The organism is Gilliamella sp. LMG 34359 (genome assembly GCF_984569085.1).
Genome location: NZ_OZ474906.1, coordinates 2,051,152 through 2,070,036, shown reverse-complemented (window position 1 = coordinate 2,070,036; position 18,885 = coordinate 2,051,152). Strand labels below are relative to the sequence as shown.

Genomic DNA, 18,885 nt, shown 5'->3' with positions numbered 1-18,885 from the left:
ATTTTTATTGATTAGTTCTCAGATTTTCGGCGAATTTTCAAATTTATAATAGATCTCACATCTTTATATATCTATAAAAGCAGCATAAATATCCTGCTAAAAAAGCTGATGTTTTCACTATTTAAATATATTTCCTGATCAAATTATAAGAACTGATTTTAAGGAAAAAATGCTTCACACTTATTATGAATATATTTTTTCTATTATTTTTTAGCCAATTCTTTTTCAATTCGAATTAGTTCTTGTTTAAGCCCTTCTATCTCACACGAATAAAGATCATGAAAGTATGGGAAGGGACCGCCTTTAATATAATCAAATCTAGGCATTGTTAAACATGACCTATCTAACTTTTTCTTAAATAATGAAAAAGCGTTTTTAGGAGCTTGGGATTTTTGGACCAGCAATGTTGTGTTCTTTTTTACTTCATTAAAATAATATTTATAGGTATTTTGGTTATTACACTCAGTATTAAATTCTTGTATACACCGTTGAACTGAGTTTTTATCGTAATTTGAATTGGCAAATACAATCAAATTATCAGGAAAATTCATTTGTTCACTTTCAGTTTTAACCTTTATTGCCTCAAATTTCAAATTTTTGAGGTCTATTTTATAATGCGCCCATAACCCCAACCAATCACCTAGGTCAGTAACGCCGTGATTTATAATAAAAATATTAAATTTTTTATCAATATAAAAACTCAGTTCATCTGTAAAACCACTATCTCCTATTTCGAACCAACTAACAGTTAAATGATCAACGATTTGATTGTCTTTCTCCAGAAATAAAATATATCTGGAAATTTTATCATAAGCATCATAACTAGTAGGATCTGAAATAGGTTCTCCTCTTAAGTTAAGGGAAAATTCTTCTAAAAATAGGGAAAATTGCTCTGATTGATAAAGATATATTTTTTTCTCTGACACAGATTCTTCTTTTTCTATATTTTCAGGTGTATCTGAGTCAGAAGTAGAATCAGAAGATGTTAGAGGGCAGTTTTTTATAGAATTTTCAATATCTAAATCTGTATAAGCAAGCGAATAATCAAAATAACATTTTTTATTTATAGCTTTAATATTGGACATATCTTTTATTTCTGACCAGCCAAATGGTAATAATGAGTTTGAGGGTTTAGAAAATGCAGTTGGTGTGAGTACAATCAATAAACATAATCCAACAAATAATTTACTTTTAATAAATTTTATTATTGCCATTTTGAAAAATTCCTTTTATTTCATCCCACTATAAAAAGATATATTTTATTAATAAAATTTGCCGAAATCCTAATGATTTGAATTTTTTTTGATAATTAACAAATAACAAGAATAATCATTGTGGTTCATTTTTTCTTCATGATACTTATTGGGCTAGATAATGTAAATGACTAGTTTCTTAATTAATTTAACATTTATAAATACTACAAAATGAGCTATCGATAAGCGTCAGCAATTTTTCACAAAAAAGATTTACCTGTTAGTGAAAATTTTTTATTGATTAGTTCTCAGATTTTTGGCGAATTTTTAAATTTTATAATAGATCCCACATTTGTATATATCTACAATAGCAGCATAAAAATGCTGATGTTTTCACAAGTTAAATAGATTTCCTGAACAAATTATAAGAACTGATTTTAAGGAAAAAATGCTTCACACTTATTATTATGAATATATTTTTTCTTTTATTTTTTAGCCAATTCTTTTTCAATTCGAATTAATTCTTGTTTAAGTCCTTCTATCTCACACGAATAAAGATCATTAAAGTATGGGAAAGAATCGCCTTTAATATAATCAAATCTAGGCATTGTTAAACATGACCTATCTAACTTTTTCTTAAATAATGAGAAAGCGTTTTTAGGAGCTTGGGATTTTTTGACCAGCAACGCGGTGTTCTTTTTTATTTCATTTAAATAATAGGTATAAATATTTCCGTCATGACACTCATTATTAAATTCTTCTTTTAAACACTGTTGAATAGAATTTTTATCGTAATCAGCATTGGCAAATACAACCAAATTATCAGGAAAGTTTATTTGTTCCCCACTTGTTTTAACTGTTATTGCCTCAAATTTCAATTTTTGGGGGGCTATTTTATAATGTGCCCATAAACTCAACCAATAACCTTCCTCGGTAACGCCATGATTTATTAACCAAATGTTAAATTGTTTATCAATAAAGTAACTCAGTTCATCGGTAAAGCCAAAATCATGAGTATGGTGCCAACGAATTGTTAACTCATCAACAATTTGCCCTTCTTTTTCAAGAAATAAAATAGTTGTAGGACTATTAAAATATGGATCAATATCTGGGTCTGTTATAGGTTTTTCCTTTAAAAAAAGAGAAAAATTATCTGATTGATAAAGGTATCTTCTTTCAACTTGTGAATAGTCTTCTTGTATTTCTTTAGGTTCTGCAATATCAGATAAAGATTCAAAAGGACAGTTTTTTTCAAAATATCTTTTTTCTCGTTTTGTATGATCAGCAAAAAAATCATATTCACAATATTTATTTATTGCTTTAATATTAGACATATCTTTTATTTTTGACCATCCATATGGTAATGAATAGCTTACGGACTTAGAAAACGCAATTGGCGTGAGTACAATCAATAAACATAATCCAACAAATAATTTACTTTTAATAAATTTTATTATTGCCATTTTGAAAAATTCCATATATTTCATCCCAATTTAAAAAGATATATTTTATTGATAAAATATGCCGAAATCCTAATGATATGAATTTTTTTAATAATTAACAAATAACAAGAATAATCATTGTTGTTCATTTTTTCTTCATGATACTTATATTGTAAATTATAATACCAAAATATTGTAATAATATTCGGTTGCAAATAGTTTGTTTTTTGTTAACGCTATACAAGAAATAGAGTGGTGAAAAGATCAGAAGAGAGGACTAATTCACGGAACTTACCCCTATATCATGCTTGGCTTGGAAAAGTTTTTCTTCAGTTAACATCTCCAAGTTATCACAAAACATATTGGTTATTTAGAAGAAGAACAATTAGTAATTTATTTAATGATTTTATAAAAATTTCAAAACTCAAGATTATAGCGATGGTAATCTATTTCGCTTGAATAGTTTAGATTACCATTTAATCACTATGTGAATTGGTTTAATTATAATGGATTGTAATTGATTACCTAAATGCTATAAGATCTTTATATTGTTGATCGACAGCATGCATTAACGATAAAATTTCCTCGTCACCATTAATAAAAATATAAAAATTATCCAAACGAGGATAATATTGTTTAAAAAACTTCCCTTTTGGCGTACGAGCAGGGCAAAAGTTAAAACCCAATGCTTGAGAACTACAGCCCATACACATAAAATCATCCCAATAAAAAATACCATCCATATCGGGCGATTTTATATAAATACCTTCCTCAAAAAAGGCACAATAACACTCTACCGGCCACTGCACTTTTTTATAGATTTTCTTAATTAAGCGGATCTCAAGATAGATATAGAGATAAAACTGTATAAAATAAATTATAATCCCAGCTTCAATCAGAGGAATAATTCCAAGAAATCCTTTGGCAAAATTGGTTGCAGCTATCGGGATAGCATACACAAAAATCATCACCACAAAGACAAAAATCAAGCCAATAAATAGCATGAATAATTTTCTCGGAAAATAGAGACGATGAATAATACGAGGAATTTTTGCAAAAAGCGCAGCTTGAGATCCAAATGTAATAGTACGTTCAAATAAAAAATGAGCCTCATTAGGATTAAAAGCATAATAAGGCTCTTTAATTCTTTGTTTCATTTACATTCCTAAATAGTATTTTAATTCTGTTTAGCAGTTGCATTATACAACATAATGAATTATTTTAAATTATTCATTATGCTATATGTTAGATAATGTAAATGACTTTAATAAGTGAGTTAAAATTTAAATCTTAAAAATTCCTATTCCTTTATATTTTTTATATTAATCAACTCAATAATCAATAAAGCGAATTAATGAAGCTATCAGAGTTTAATTTTGCTTAAACTCATAGACACTTCCGTCACCCCATGTTCCAATATAATAATGGTTATTGTGATAAGTTAATGCGACCGCACCAGATAAATTATTAACTAAATTTGTTACCTTTTTAGTTTTAACATCAACGCTTCTCACCATTCCGGCACCATTGTCAATAACCGCTACAACATCTGGAGCAACTAAAGCAATACCAACACCTGGGCGAGTGAATTCTGCACCTAATTCTGTTTTATCACCATTTGGGCTAACCATAGTTAAACGGCCACTGTATTGCGAAACCACTACACTATTATCAGCTAATTGAGTAACACCAACTGGAGTGGTTAATCCACGAGCAATAATACTTTTTTGTTTGGTTTTAAGATCAAGAGAAACTATTTCACCAGTTGAGCGATTGGTAATGAGTAATTGACCTTGATTAGAAAAAGCTATACCAGTAGGTGTATGATAACCGTCAGATATTTTTTCTGATTTTCCATTACTATCGATTTTTAAAATATAATCATCACCATATGATGAAACATATACATTATCTTCTGCATCAATAACGATGCCAGCTGGTGAAGATATTCCTGAATAAAAAGTCTCTTTGTCACCATTAGGTTTGACTTTGGTGATTGAATTACCCGACCAATTGGTTACATACATTACTCCCTTACTATCAAAGGCTATACCGGTTGGTGCACTAAAACTCGAGGAAATCTTGGTTAAATCTGCCATACAAAATGCTCCATAAAAACAGCAAAATATAAATATCGATAGACGAAATAGACTTTTTTTCATTTTTAATTCTCCTTACTTATAAATAATTAACTTTACTCAATATTTTTCTTTGTGTTTAACAAGTTGAATACCAAATAAAGTTAGGATTAGATTAACTACTGCAAAAAAAAACACAAACACTTATTGCCCCACTCCAATCATTATTTTGATAGACGATACCGAGTAAATATGTGCCAATACTGCCGCCCGCCAGACAAGCGAGTAAATATAAAGATGAAATCGCACCTCGAGAATTAATTGGCACAATTTTATTAAGCATGGCAATAACTAATGGTTGAATAGCAAAGACAAATAGAAATAGGCAAAAAATTCCTATTGCAATAACAGACAAAGATGAGCTAAATCCGATCGTGACAACAGAGATACATACCGCAAGCAAGCAAATAAGCAAAAGGTATTTTTCATTGACAATTTGCGATAACTTACCGCTAATTATGCTGCCAATTACCGCACTAAGACCGGCAAAGTTAAGCCATCCTAAAACGGTTGAAGAAAGGTAAAAAGGCGCGCCCTTTAAATAGAAAGTGAGTAAAGAAGATAACCCCAAATAAACAAAAAATAATAAAAATCCAACTACTAAAAAAATAACGACTATTTTATCGAATAATAATTTAATCGCTGCCAAATAAGTGCCAAGTACACTGGTAGTTGAATTTGGATTTACTGATTGCTTTATACCGAAAGGAACAAAGAGACAGGTTACAATTATCAAGCCGGCATAAATGGTAAATGCAACTTGCCAAGACCAAAAATCGGTCAACATCGCGACCACACTGCGGCTAAAAATAATGCCAACAATCGAAGCTGAAATCATAATTCCCATTGCTTGGGGTAATTTTTGATTCGGAGTATTTTTAGCGGTATAAGTAAACAACGCCGCGGGAACAGCTGCGGCAAAAAAGCCGATTAATGACATAATGACTAAATATAAATTAAAATTATCAATAATCACCGACAAAAATAGACAACAAACCGCCCCAATACTACCAATTAGAACTAATAATTTTGTTGAGACTTTATCTGATAGCGGACCATAAATAAAAAACGAAATAGCGTAAAAAAAGCAAGATAAACTAAACACATTTCTGGCTGCTAAAATATCAATTTGATAACTTTGTGATATTTCTTGAAAGATAAGTTGGCTGATATAAACCGAGCCGACTAGTAACACGATTAATAGCGCTGATAAGATGAGAGTCGATTTGGTCTGTATAAATTCTTCTTTTGACATTGCTTCAAGAGTATTGATTGATTAATTGGCTAGGAGATTAACTAATAAAACGCTTATTTAGAAATACATATTTTGTTATACGAAAATCGTATTGCAGAAAAAACATGATAAACCAATGCAAATGATAACAATCTCATTCATAATATCCGAATAATCATTGCGGTTTATAAATTACATAGCATCTAAACCTCCGCAAAAAGCTGATTAGGGACAGTAAAATTATGGATATCTATAGCAAAAGATTACCAACAATTAAGCAATTACAATATTTTGTTGCAGTTTGTGACGAGCTCAGTTTTACTGGTGCAGCTAAAAAACTTGGTATTAGCCAACCTCCTCTTTCAACGCAAATTAAAAATTTGGAAGAAACCCTGCAAAGCCCGCTATTTTTAAGAAATACGCATAACATTGTATTAACCAACGAAGGTGAAATATTAAAACTAAAAGCAAAACAACTATTAAATGATCTTTGTTCTATAGTTAAATCAACCAACAATGAAGAAAAAGTGCTTATAGGCACAACTAAAACTTTAAGCTTTGACTATATTCCTTATTTCAAGACGTTTTTAACGGAGTTTGCTGATGAAACTGAAATATATAAGCACAACTATACCTCTAAAGAGTTGCAGCTTGAATTACAAAAAGGCAATATCGATTTTGCAATTGTTTCTGACGCCAGAGATTTTACTGAAAACTCACTGCTAATCTATCAAGAACCATTAACCTTGGTTTTACCCGTTAATCATCCATGCAGCAAACAAGACAAAGTAAACCTAAATGATGTACTTGATTTACCACTATTTTGGTTTAAACAACACTCAAATCCACTTTTTTACGACCAATGTGAACAGGTTTTTAATAGCTTAAACCATCCATTACAACGTCGTACTGAACTCGCGGATAATTTATCGATGCTACTCGAAGTTGCATTAGGGAATGCAATGATGCTTTTACCACAATCTATGGCACAAGCAAAAGTCGATGGCGTGACCTATAAAAAATTGATTAGTTATCAAGATAAAAAATTAAAAATAAATATCTATCTTATATGGCGTAAAAACTTAAAAATGACGGCGATTAACAAGGCAATAATTAATTATTTCCAACAAAACTAAAATATAAAAAACAGAAGTATGAAAAACAGAAACATAAAAAATAAAAGTATAAAAAATTAAAATCAAATCGGCAAAATCGCTTTCTTCCATTTTCGGGGAATATTCAAATTAAAAGCAGGCGTGGTATAAAAGATCATCCTGCTTTTACTTAAATATCATTCATCATAAAAAATATTACTTTTCGGCATTCCTTTTAGACAATTCACCAATAATCTGTTTATATTTATCATTCCAAAGAGGATAGAAGAAATACATAAAGACTATTGTTAGAATAGCCAATGCTCCCGGATAAATATAGATAAGACTACGAATACCAAATAGTGCATTTTCACTTTGTTCAGCATTCGGTACATATCCAACAAACGCTAATACAATTCCAGGAACAAAACCAGCTATTGCTTGGGACAATTTACGGAAAAATGTATAAGATGAATAAACTAACCCTTCTGCGCGAATGCCTGTTTTCCATTCACCATATTCAACAGCATCGGATATTAAGGCCCAGTTAAGAGTATTTATGAATGAACTGCCTAAGAAAGCTAAAGAGGCAAAAGCAACAAAGGCAAAAGGAGAATCGACCACAAAGAAAGCTGTTAAATCAGCCGCAGCCCAAATTACGCATCCAATAATATATAACCAAACTTTATCAATATATTTGACTAGATTCGGGACAATAATTGTACCAATAAATACTGAACCAATTGAGAAGAATCCCATATAAGGAATGATAGACGTATCATGTAAAGTGTATTGGGCAAAAAAGATCTGAATTGCCAATTTTACATTGTAGGCCGAGAAGGTAAAAACATTAACTACACAAAGAATCAATAATGGTCTATTTTTTAGCAATGCACCATAAGATTTTTTAAGAACTGCTTTAGATAATTTTTCTTTCGGTTTGATGACGTAATGCTCTTCAACATTTTTGGCTGAAAGCATAACCAAACTGGCACCAGCAATACCAAATATTGTTACTGCGGCAAGATACCCTGTCGATTCATTATCAAATAACCATACAATAGGCATAAATGCCACGGTAGCAATAAGTAACCCTAGTGTTCCACCAGCTTGTCGGAAAGAAGCCAATATGGTTCTTTCTTGAGAATTTTTAGTCATTGCCGGTACAATCGAACCATAAGCTATATTACCAATCGAATAGACAGTACCAAAAATCATGTAACTTAGATAAGCGAGAATAATTTTCCAAGTTAATGAGAAATTTGGTATTGAAAAGGTAGCAACTAATAGTAATGCTAATGGAATGGCAGAATAAAAAATGAATGGTCTAAATTTACCTTTCGGACCAATATTCATGCGGTTATCGATCCAAGTACCAACAGAAATATCAGCAAAAGCATCCCATACTTTTGCCACTAGAAATACTGAACCGGCCCAAACACTTGGTAGTCCTAAATGATCGGTAAAATATTTTAGAAGATAGAGTTGCCCCATATCAAACAGAAAATTATACCCAGTATCTCCTAATCCATAAAAAATACGTTGTCTGACATTTGTTTTCACCGGTGTTAAAGATGAATCATGTCCTTGTGAAACGGCTATATCTTTTGGCATAAAAGCCTCCATAATTTGACTAATTTAAAACATTTAATCCTAATGGGAGGAATTTTGATGTTCCTCCAAGTTTTCTTTAAAAATTAACTTCTTAGTCTTGCAATTACCTCTTCGTCTTCTTTATCAACTGGATTGTTTAGCGGTTCCCATTTAATTAAGTAACATGTGCAAAAACCTATTAGCGGAACGATTGCTAAAAGATAAAATGCGGTTATGCCAAATTTGTACCAAATCAATGGCCAAAAAATTACACCTGCTATCCCCCCCATTCTTAAAACTGCATTGGTAAAACCGACTCCAGCTGCACGAATACTAGGTGGATAAGATAATGTGGCAATGGTGATGCCTAAACCTGCTGGACCTGCCGCATGAGAAAAAATCAATGTCATAAGAAACAATAAGGTGAGAAAAGTGCTTGATTGACCAATAAAACCTAAGGCTAATAGAGAGAACATGACGAAAATAAAACCTAACATGCTCTGTTGTCTTGTTCCTAAGTGAGCAATGAGTAAGGAGCCAATAATCGCGCCAGTTAACCCGGCTAACATGTTGACCGATGCTGTACCTAATAAAGTAGCCGATAAGTCGCCAGCCAGCATACTAATTAAGATAACCGGCAGATATGCACCAACCGCGTTGTATTGCCATGATTGCATTGTGGCAATAACACAAGAAAGAATTGTTCTTTTTAAATATTTTTTTGAAAATAAAATTTTATATTGGGCTAGTTTACTGATTTTTTCTTGTTTTAAGTCATTGTTGAGATTTGCTATAGTCGCAAATTCAGATGTAATATTAATCTCAATTTGATAGCGCTTTTTTATAACTTGATATAACTCTTTGGTACGTTTAACTCTAGCAAGCCAAATTGCTGATTCACCAATCAGACGATAGCGTAAAATGATGATACTTATGGCAAAGATTGCACCGATAAAAAATGCAACTCGCCACAGTTTTATTTCACTAATTCCAAATTTGAATAAAATAAAGAGGACTAGATAGACAAATGTAGTCGTTAAAAACCAAACTACTTGCCAAAGGTTTACTGAACCACCTGATTTTTTGGATTTTGTCCCTGCTAATTCAGCAACGGCACTGGTTGATAATGGAAAATCAATACCTAACCCTGTACCCATCATTAAAAAAACAAAAAGTAAAACCCAAATATTAGTGACAACAGGTAAAATTAAGGCACCAATAATCCACAAGCCTACCGATAATAAGAAAGCCCGTTTTTGGCCAATTTTATCAACTGTCGACTGAGCAACTAGCCCCCCTATCATCAGACCGATGAAAAAAACGGAATTAACGGTGGCACTAAAGGTTGGTGAAACGGTAAATTCTTCTGCTATATATTTATTAGCAAAAGCCATGATCACAACTTGATATGCGTCAAGAAAAACCCCACTAAGCGCAAGAAAAAAGATAAAAAAATGTCGCTTATTATTGGGAGCATGTTCATTAATTATATCAATGACATCTTGTGTACTGTTGACATTAAAAAAGCTTTTAGATTCATCAGATTGTTTAAAATCCGCCATGATTACCTCTATAAATTTTAGGCAAAGAGATACCTGCTGTATAAATTGCATCTATACAGTTTTTAAGTTGTTTGTATTAATTAATTGAACTTTACGTCAGTAATAATTCATCATTTGAGGGATAATTAGTTTTATCCCTCATGTTATAAAATTTACTGAACGTTTTTATCCAATAACCCTGCCGCTAATGCAGGAGCTAGTCCCGGAGTTAAAGGTAATCTAGGTATCACTAAACAATGCAGTAGATGATAAATATCTTGTTTACCATCCCATACTTTATTAGATACATGATTATTGGTGTCGAGCTCTTGCCACCAAGAACCTGTTTCATAGTCCATTAAATAAGTTCTGCAGTAATCCCAGAAGCGTTGGTAATATTCTTCATATTGTGGATCCTTAGTAACATCAAAAAGTGCATAAGCGGTTCCCATTGCCTCAACAATAACCCAGCGAATCCTCTCTCTTACAACTGGTTTACCATCCCAATCAACGCTATAAACAAAACCTGGAGCACCATCAACTGACCATGCATCTCTAACACCTGCAGCAAATAGATTTTTGGCATCATCCAAGAGCCAGTCAGGTGTTGGCATTTTATTGGCTAATAAGGTGGCCCGAAGATGTAACATCAAACGTCCCCACTCTACCCAATGTCCCGGTGTTCCGCCGTATGCACGAAAATGACTTGCAGGATTTTCCTTGTTATAGTCAAGAATAGGTTTCCAATTAGAATCAAAATGTTCATTAACTCGATAATGGTTATTTCTCGCTACATCATGAATAATGACTGAAGCAATGCGAATTGCCCGATCCAGCCACTTTTTATCTTTAGTTACATCATAAACAATAAGGAAAGCTTCTACGGCGTGCATGTTTGCATTACCACCACGATAATCTTCTGTCTTTGTAAATGTTTCATCCCAAGACTCTAAACACATCTGTTCCTTTTCACTCCAGAAATATTTTTCAATGATTTCTATTGCTTCAATTAATAATGCTTTAGCTTTAGGATGACCGGTTGTTACTGCACTTGCTGCACCTAATAAAACAAAGAAATGTTGATAACCTTGTTTCGAAGGATCAATAACTTTGCCACTATTGATATCAATATTGGCATACCACCCACCATTTACCTTATCTTTTAATGGCCCATTTAATGCATTAATACCATGTTCAACTAATTCATAAGCGCCTGGTCGTCCCATCAAGGCGGCTACTGAATACACATGAATCATGCGTGCGGTGATCCAAAGTTGAGTTCCCATCTCTTGTCGAACATTACCATTATTGCCGATCCAGCCGAAACCGGTTGGTACAACGGCTTTTCGACCAAATTCAAAAATACGGTCAGTTTCATTTTCCAACCAACGATTGTGTGCTTTTGTATTAATCCAACTCATCATTCTGATTTACCTCTAATTAAATTTTTATCCAATCACGTTATAACTATTTACTCATTGATTTTAATTCTTCAAAAATTGATTCAAGACTATCAATACTTTCAATTTGAACAGCAGCCATAAATGCACCTTCAATCAATGGGCAATTAACGATATAAACTTTTTGTTTAATATCTTCATCAAGCATATCGACTGCTGTTTCTGAACTCATTACGGCACTGCCTATATCAGTGAAAACAAGAATGGCTTCATCCGATTGGCGTTTTTGAATAATTTCATATATTGCAATTGGATCTGTGCCTAAATTGCCACCAGATGTTCCACCGAGAGAAAAAGTAGTTACGTTTTCTTGATTCAATGCCATTTCATCAATCATCTCTTTCAAACCGTCGGTTATCTTCTTACTGTGAGATACGAGAATGAAACTTATCACTATTAATTTCCTTTTTTATAAAATATTTCTTAGCATCGCTGTGAACAAAAAACCGCTTGAAACCGAACCTGGGTCTAGATGATCAATTGAACGTTGTGCCAAATAAGAAGCTCGCCCCTTGGTTGCCATCATTGGTTTTGTTGACTCAACAGCGCTATCAATTACTTGTTGTGTTAACTGATTTGCTAACAAACTTTTACTAACCGGCGCCCACACATCAACCATAGTTTTTTCACCACAAGTAGCCTTTCCTCGTTTAATGATGCCATTAAGTCCTGCTTGAATAATGGTAGGTAACTCATTGGTTTCTTTAGCGGCTTTTGCCATTTCCATAAAAGCCGAACCATATAGTGGGCCTGAAGCTCCGCCAATATTCCCCATAAGTGCCATCGCAGTAATCCTAAAAACATCAGAAATTGTATTAGGTGGCGTTTTAGCAAATTCCGTTTGCATGGCAATAACACCTCGATTCATATTGTTTCCATGATCACCATCACCAATTGGTGTATCAAGTTCACTTAGATAAGCCTTATTTTTTTGAATTACATCAGCAAAATCATTTAGCCAATTTAAAACGTTTTTTGTATCAAGCATGATTTTTCCTTTTTACCAAGCTAATGTCGTTACAGAATAGTTAAGCTTTTCGAGCCAATCGTTATCTACTATCTTCATCAGTGTTAATGACACCCCAGCCATATCAATTGCTGTCATATAGTTACCAACTTTGGTAAAGACTACATTGAGGTTTTCTGTCTCTAATTGACGCAACACGTCATTAGCAAATACGTATTGTTCCATTAATGGCGTAGCGCCTAGCCCATTAATCAAAACGGCATATTGTTCATTTTTTTGAAATGGAAATGCGGCTTTCAATTTACTAATTAGCTCTTGTGCTAAAAATTTGGATGATTGTAATTTTTCTCGCCTATATCCCGGTTCACCATGAATGCCAACACCATATTCAATTTCATCTTCAGCAAGAACAAACCCTGGTTTACCTACTTCCGGAACGGTAGCGCCAGAAAATGCCACGCCAATTGTTTTAATATTTGGAATAATTTTTGCTGAAAGTTGTTTGATTTCAGCTAAACTAGCACCTTGTTCACTAGCGGCCCCCAAAATCTTATGAACTAAAATCGTTCCAGCAACACCACGTTTACCTTGAGTATAAGTACTATTTTCAACAGCAATATCATCATCAACGATACAGCTATCAACTTTGATACCCTCCATTTCAGCCATATCTTTAGCCATTTCAAAATTCATAATGTCACCGGAGTAATTCTTAATTACTAGAAATACGCCTTGACCAGAATCCGCGGCTTTAATAGCGTTAAAAATTTGATCTGGTGTTGGTGAGGTAAATACTTGACCACAGACAGCCGCAGTTAACATACCTTGACCGACAAAACCCGCATGAGCTGGTTCATGACCACTGCCACCTCCACTGATAATTGCTACTTTATTGATGGCTAAATTTTTTCTAATGACTATTTGTGAATCAGCAACTCTTGCCAATAACGTAGGACTACTAGCGATTAAACCGTCAATCATTTGATTAACAATATCAGATGGGTTATTAATCAATTTTTTCATTGTGTTAGCTCCTATTAGGCAAATTTGCCGGTAGTTTTGTAAGTTTTGCCAATACTATCGGCTAGCAAAATTGCCGCTTTTACTCCCTCAACTGTTACAGGGAATGGCATGGAGTGAATAGATTCTTCAGGAATAATCGTTTTTTCAGCCACTGCTGTGAGTTGTTGGTCTGAAATGGTTTTTACACCAATATCTTCAAGACAAATTGGCAGATTCACTGATAAACAAAAATCTAAAACTTCTTTAAGTTCTTTTTCTGGTGAATTTTCTAATATAAGTTGTACTAAAGTACCGAAGGCAACCTTTTCGCCATGATAATAATGATGTGTCTCTTCAAGAATGGTTAAGCCGTCATGAATAGCATGCGCGCCAGCTAAACCACCGCTTTCGAAACCAAGTCCTGAAAGCAAAATATTCGCCTCTATAACATTTTCCAATGCTGGTGTGACTACTTTATCGATACAAGAAGCCTTAGCTTTTTTACCGTCTTTTAATAAAGTCTGATAACATAATGTTGCAAGTGCATAAGCTGCTAACGTTGGCTTTGCTCCTTCGCACAATTGTTCCCTTACTCCACATGGTAATCCGGCATTAATATTGGCATAAGATTTTTGATTTGCTCTCGCTTCAAAATAGGTTGAAAGAGCATCCCCCATTCCAGCGACTAAAAACCGAACAGGTGCTTGAGCGATGATGTTAGTGTCAATAAGTACCACACTTGGACTTTGTTTGAAATAGGCATAATCATCAAACGCACCATCTGGGGTATATAAAACTGCCGAATGGCTTGTTGGAGCATCAGTGGCTGCTATCGTTGGCACAATAATAACCGCATCACCTTCTGCCACACATTTAGCTGTATCAATAGCTTTCCCGCCACCTAAACCTATCGTGCAATCACACTGTTCAGTTATTGCTAATTTTTTCAGACGCTCTACTTCGATACGTGAACATTCACCATTAAAGTCAGCGGTAATAAACACGCAATTATATTTTTCTGCCGTATAATCAAGTTGCTTACGAACTCGTTCAATATCTGATTGATTACCAATTAATAAAGCTTTTTTTCCAAAACTTGCGACAAAATACCCTAAATTTAATAATTCATTTTCTCCTTGAACATATTTAGACGGCGATATAAATGCTTTTCTCATAATTTTCCTCACACAACGAACCATATCAAACAAATAAGATCATAAAACAACTACATTAATGACAAAAACGAAAATAAACACAACATAATTGTGCCAATTTTGTGATTTAGCGCAAACTTTTAATCAAAAAAGAATAGTTTTAGTGGTTGAAATTGTTTTTGAAAGGGAAAAAATGGTATAAAAAAAAGAAAATTGAACAATAATAAACAATAAAGAAAAAATAACTTAAAATTTAGTCATATTAAAGGATGAGTTTACTAATCTCTCTATTAACTCATAGTAAGAACGAATGAAATTATACCGAAAAAACGATATTGTTATTGATTAAAAATAAAAATCGCTATTTTTTAGCGATTCTTAATTCAACTTTATTTTCTTTTAGGATATTAATGATATTGGCGGGTGGTTTGCTGTCAGTGATAAAGGTTGAAACTTGCTTCAAGTTACCGATTTCAATTGCCGCTGATGCATGAAATTTTGTATGATCACCAATTAAAATAAAATTTCGAGAATGTTCAATCATCGCTTTAACGACGGCAACTTCATTTATATCAAAATCTAATAAAACACCATCGGGGTCAATGGCTCCTAAACTGGTGATAAGATAATCAGCACGAAATCCACTCACTAATGAAAGTGCACTTGGCCCCACAATGCCACCATTATGCGAACGTAAAATACCACCTAGCGTTATTACTTCGAATCCTTTATTTTGATATAGAATATTAGCAACTCTTATGCTATTGGTGATTATCCGCAAGTTATTTTTATTTTTTAAAGCCTTCGCAACAAACTCAACGGTAGTACCTATTGTAATAAATAACGTAGCACCATCAGGGATAAAATTGGCAACTTCATTGGCAATAGTGGTTTTCTCTTCGATATAGGCTGTTTCGCGTTTAGAAAATTCTGTATTCATAATACTTGAAATTCTTCCTGCTCCACCATGATGTCGAGAAATTAAACCAGCATCATTTAATTGACGAATATCTCGTCGGATGGTTTGTGGTGTAACATTTAGAATTTTGGCTAGTTCTTCATTACTGATATATCCATTTGACATAACGAGAGATATCAATTTATCATGCCTAGGATTTCCAGTTAACTCTACATATTCCACCACAAATTACTCCTCATCTTATATTTATTTTTGACGTTCAGTTAAAAATTCATTTACTTGTTTTATTGATGGTATTCCAGCGCGGCCACCAGCTTTAGTACATTTTAATGCTGCAACAGCACATGCAAATTCTACTACTTTATTAATGGAATATCCATTAGCTAGCGCAAAAGCAAATGCACCATGGAAAACATCTCCCGCGCCAGTAGTATCTACCACGTCAACTTTAAATCCTTTATGCCAATACTGATTTGCTTCTTCTAACCATAAACAACCTTTATCCCCCAAAGTGACATATACTTGCCCTTCTGTAGATTTTTGTGCTTGTTTTAAGGCTACTGCTACTTCGTCCTGAGCCGTCATTTTTAATAATCCGGGTTCTGAAAAAGCAGCATGACTAGATAAACTAACTAACGGTTTAATATCTTGTGGGGTAACGTCAGCATCTAACACGGTAGGAATATTTAACTGTTTTGCTTTTTTAAAACAATATTCGGTACCTTCTGGCCAACGAACATCAGCTAAAATGACATCGTAACATGAAAAATCAATATCATCTAACCACTTTGTATCGCTTAATAAATCAGGACTTGGATAATTAATAATTAGACGCTCGCCGTGTTTATCAACCAAAATAGCTGATTGCGATGACCTTGCATTAGCATATACTTTTATCAAAGAGGTATTGACACCATAATTTGCCAGCTCTGACAGTATGACTTGACCTGCGCCATCATCGCCAACTCGACCTATAAAATCAACTTTAGCACCCAGCTTAGCAATGGCAACAGCTGCTGTTGCAGCGGGGCCTCCACCTATTTCTTTATAATCATTTGCTACAAATTTACCATTAACTTTTGGGATATCATTAACATAATAAATTCGATCTTGTACTGCTATACCCACGCATGCAATTTTAATCATAAAACACTCCTTTTGTTCGTTTATATTCTTAAATATTCGTTTAATTTTAATTTAAATAATTTTTTAAAAAAGTGATCAAAATCACTTTACTAAATAAAAATTACAAATATGATAATAAAGGAATTAAAACGAACATAAAAGAGGTTTAAAATGGCAAATATTGGTTTCATTGGTCTTGGTCAAATGGGCTGTCCTATGGCTAAAAACCTAATTAAAAAAGGGCATCAAGTTGTAGTATATGATATTAATAAACAAGCAGTTAACGAATTAACTTCAGTAGGAGCTATTGCGGCAGACTCACCAGCCAATGCAGCGAAAAATAATGAATTTATTATCACCATGCTGCCTAATGGTAAATTAGTCGAACAAGTTATTTTTGCTGAAAACGGAATAAAAGAAACTATAAGTAGTAATGCTCTACTTATAGATATGTCAACAATCCATCCATTAGAGAGTGATTCAATTCGCAATCGACTTGCCGCAATAAATATAGAATTTATGGATGTTCCTGTCGGGCGAACATCCACCAATGCTATTGATGGAACATTACTGATTTTAGCTGGTGGTAGCCAAAGTCAAATCGATAGAGCTTCGGAAATATTACTTTGTATGGGATCTGAAATTATCAATACCGGAGGTCCAGGCAGAGGAATAAGAGTAAAACTTATCAATAATTTCATGAGTATTGCATTAAACGCATTATCCGCTGAAGCTGCCACACTTTGTGATGCATTAGAGTTACCATTTGATGTTGCGATGCAAGTGATGAATGGCACGCCGGCCAGTAAAGGACATTTCACTACAACTTGGCCAAACAAAGTTTTAAAAGGTGATTTAACACCAGCATTCATGATTGATCTTGCTCATAAAGATTTGGGGATAGCGCTTGATGTAGCTAACCAACTCCATGTGCCATTACCTATGGGAGCTGCATCACGTGAAGTTTATAGTCAAGCAAGAGCGATGGGACGAGGCAAACAAGACTGGACAGCAATTCTTGAACATTGTCGTTTTTGTTCAGGTTTGAAAAAATAATAAATTATAGGAGAAAAAAATGACTAAATATACAGTAAAAGATATCGCCAGAAATTCAGGCGGGTTTGCGATGTTGGCGGTAGATCAACGAGAAGCAATGCGATTAATGTTTGCCGCGGCAGGCATGTCTACCCCTATAAAAGATGAGGTATTAACTGATTTTAAAGTTAATGCAGCAAAAATTTTAACACCTTATGCTTCAGGTGTATTAGTAGATCAACAATTTTGTTACGACGAAATTATCAAACAAAAAGCGGTTGATAAAAATTGTGCACTAATTGTTGCCGCAGATGATTTTATTCCCGGTAATGGTATCCCCGTTGATAAGGTGCGTATTGATAAAAATGTCAATGCTTCTCAAGTAAAAAAAGATGGAGCTAAAGCACTGAAATTATTGGTACTTTGGCGACAAGATGAAGATCCTAACGAAAGATTAGACATGGTTAAAGAATTTAACAAAATCTGCCATGATGCCGGCCTAGTTAGTATTATTGAACCTGTAGTTCGTCCACCAAGAACAGGTGACAAATTTGACCGTGAAAAAGCAATTATCGATGCTGCAAAAGAGTTGGGTGATTCTGGCGCGGATTTGTATAAAGTTGAAATGCCACTTTTTGGTAAAGGTCAATCTAATGATTTACTCAAAGCATCGCAAAAACTAAATGAACATATCAATATGCCATGGGTAATTTTATCTTCTGGGGTTGATGCAAATTTATTTGCCAGATCTGTGCGTATTGCGATGCGTGCAGGTGCATCAGGTTTTCTTGCCGGACGAGCAGTATGGGCATCTGTTATTGGATTACCTGATACAGAATTAATGCTTAAAGATATTTCTGCACCAAGATTACAACATTTAGGCACAATTGTTGATGAGATGATGTCTTCTCGATAAATCTAATACATCAATATGTATAAAGTAATTGCATGACAATCAGTCATGCATAAACCTCATTTAGATGTATTT

Annotated in this window: 17 protein-coding genes; 3 read left to right on the top strand and 14 right to left on the bottom strand. The window is 33.7% G+C overall.

Features of this window, described 5'->3' with window-relative positions; all coding sequences use genetic code 11:
• Window positions 1-203: 203 nt before the first annotated feature.
• The 5 genes from AC5LXV_RS09625 to AC5LXV_RS09605 all read right to left on the bottom strand — a co-directional run bounded on the left by AC5LXV_RS09625 (window position 204) and on the right by AC5LXV_RS09605 (window position 6,028).
• Complete coding sequence (locus AC5LXV_RS09625; RefSeq protein WP_493466282.1) at window positions 204-1,214, bottom strand: hypothetical protein; 1,011 nt, start codon at window positions 1,212-1,214, stop codon at window positions 204-206.
• A 464-nt stretch (window positions 1,215-1,678) separates the two neighbouring features.
• Window positions 1,679-2,656 carry a hypothetical protein gene (locus tag AC5LXV_RS09620; RefSeq protein ID WP_493466281.1) on the bottom strand — a complete coding sequence of 326 codons (978 nt, stop codon included), beginning with the start codon at window positions 2,654-2,656 and terminating at the stop codon, window positions 1,679-1,681.
• 500 nt (window positions 2,657-3,156) lie between these two features.
• On the bottom strand, window positions 3,157-3,792 hold the full coding sequence (locus AC5LXV_RS09615; RefSeq protein WP_493466280.1) for a hypothetical protein: 636 nt from the start codon (window positions 3,790-3,792) through the stop codon (window positions 3,157-3,159).
• Between the two features lie 213 nt (window positions 3,793-4,005).
• Window positions 4,006-4,797: a Vgb family protein gene (locus AC5LXV_RS09610; RefSeq protein WP_493466279.1), complete on the bottom strand. Its 792-nt coding sequence runs from the start codon at window positions 4,795-4,797 to the stop codon at window positions 4,006-4,008.
• 91 nt (window positions 4,798-4,888) lie between these two features.
• Window positions 4,889-6,028 carry an MFS transporter gene (locus tag AC5LXV_RS09605; RefSeq protein WP_493466278.1) on the bottom strand — a complete coding sequence of 380 codons (1,140 nt, stop codon included), beginning with the start codon at window positions 6,026-6,028 and terminating at the stop codon, window positions 4,889-4,891.
• 221 nt (window positions 6,029-6,249) lie between these two features.
• Here AC5LXV_RS09605 and AC5LXV_RS09600 point away from each other — a divergent pair, with 221 nt between their 5' ends.
• Window positions 6,250-7,143: a LysR family transcriptional regulator gene (locus AC5LXV_RS09600; RefSeq protein ID WP_493466277.1), complete on the top strand. Its 894-nt coding sequence runs from the start codon at window positions 6,250-6,252 to the stop codon at window positions 7,141-7,143.
• Window positions 7,144-7,317: 174 nt separating this feature from the next.
• Here the strand turns inward: AC5LXV_RS09600 and AC5LXV_RS09595 are convergent, their stop codons facing one another.
• The 9 genes from AC5LXV_RS09595 to AC5LXV_RS09555 all read right to left on the bottom strand — a co-directional run bounded on the left by AC5LXV_RS09595 (window position 7,318) and on the right by AC5LXV_RS09555 (window position 16,883).
• Complete coding sequence (locus tag AC5LXV_RS09595) at window positions 7,318-8,715, bottom strand: glycoside-pentoside-hexuronide (GPH):cation symporter (protein ID WP_110433595.1); 1,398 nt, start codon at window positions 8,713-8,715, stop codon at window positions 7,318-7,320.
• Between the two features lie 83 nt (window positions 8,716-8,798).
• Window positions 8,799-10,256 (bottom strand): MFS transporter, encoded by a 1,458-nt coding sequence (locus AC5LXV_RS09590; protein WP_493466276.1) that lies wholly within the window; start codon window positions 10,254-10,256, stop codon window positions 8,799-8,801.
• A 152-nt stretch (window positions 10,257-10,408) separates the two neighbouring features.
• On the bottom strand, window positions 10,409-11,656 hold the full coding sequence (locus tag AC5LXV_RS09585; protein WP_110433740.1) for an AGE family epimerase/isomerase: 1,248 nt from the start codon (window positions 11,654-11,656) through the stop codon (window positions 10,409-10,411).
• 46 nt (window positions 11,657-11,702) lie between these two features.
• Entirely contained in the window at window positions 11,703-12,089 is a 387-nt protein-coding gene (gene dhaM, locus AC5LXV_RS09580) for a dihydroxyacetone kinase phosphoryl donor subunit DhaM (RefSeq protein ID WP_493466275.1), read from the bottom strand.
• A gap of 15 nt (window positions 12,090-12,104) precedes the next feature.
• Window positions 12,105-12,683 (bottom strand): dihydroxyacetone kinase subunit DhaL, encoded by a 579-nt coding sequence (dhaL, locus tag AC5LXV_RS09575; protein WP_110433598.1) that lies wholly within the window; start codon window positions 12,681-12,683, stop codon window positions 12,105-12,107.
• Between the two features lie 12 nt (window positions 12,684-12,695).
• Complete coding sequence (gene dhaK, locus AC5LXV_RS09570; protein ID WP_110433599.1) at window positions 12,696-13,685, bottom strand: dihydroxyacetone kinase subunit DhaK; 990 nt, start codon at window positions 13,683-13,685, stop codon at window positions 12,696-12,698.
• Between the two features lie 14 nt (window positions 13,686-13,699).
• Window positions 13,700-14,839 (bottom strand): glycerol dehydrogenase, encoded by a 1,140-nt coding sequence (locus tag AC5LXV_RS09565; RefSeq protein ID WP_493466274.1) that lies wholly within the window; start codon window positions 14,837-14,839, stop codon window positions 13,700-13,702.
• Between the two features lie 340 nt (window positions 14,840-15,179).
• Complete coding sequence (locus AC5LXV_RS09560) at window positions 15,180-15,959, bottom strand: DeoR/GlpR family DNA-binding transcription regulator (protein ID WP_086358135.1); 780 nt, start codon at window positions 15,957-15,959, stop codon at window positions 15,180-15,182.
• A gap of 24 nt (window positions 15,960-15,983) precedes the next feature.
• Window positions 15,984-16,883, bottom strand: coding sequence for a sugar kinase (locus tag AC5LXV_RS09555; protein ID WP_493466273.1), 900 nt, complete (start codon window positions 16,881-16,883; stop codon window positions 15,984-15,986).
• A gap of 150 nt (window positions 16,884-17,033) precedes the next feature.
• Here AC5LXV_RS09555 and yihU point away from each other — a divergent pair, with 150 nt between their 5' ends.
• Together yihU and AC5LXV_RS09545 are read left to right on the top strand one after the other, a co-directional pair.
• Entirely contained in the window at window positions 17,034-17,918 is an 885-nt protein-coding gene (yihU, locus tag AC5LXV_RS09550) for a sulfolactaldehyde 3-reductase (protein WP_493466272.1), read from the top strand.
• 19 nt (window positions 17,919-17,937) lie between these two features.
• On the top strand, window positions 17,938-18,813 hold the full coding sequence (locus AC5LXV_RS09545; RefSeq protein ID WP_493466271.1) for an aldolase: 876 nt from the start codon (window positions 17,938-17,940) through the stop codon (window positions 18,811-18,813).
• Window positions 18,814-18,885: the final 72 nt, after the last annotated feature.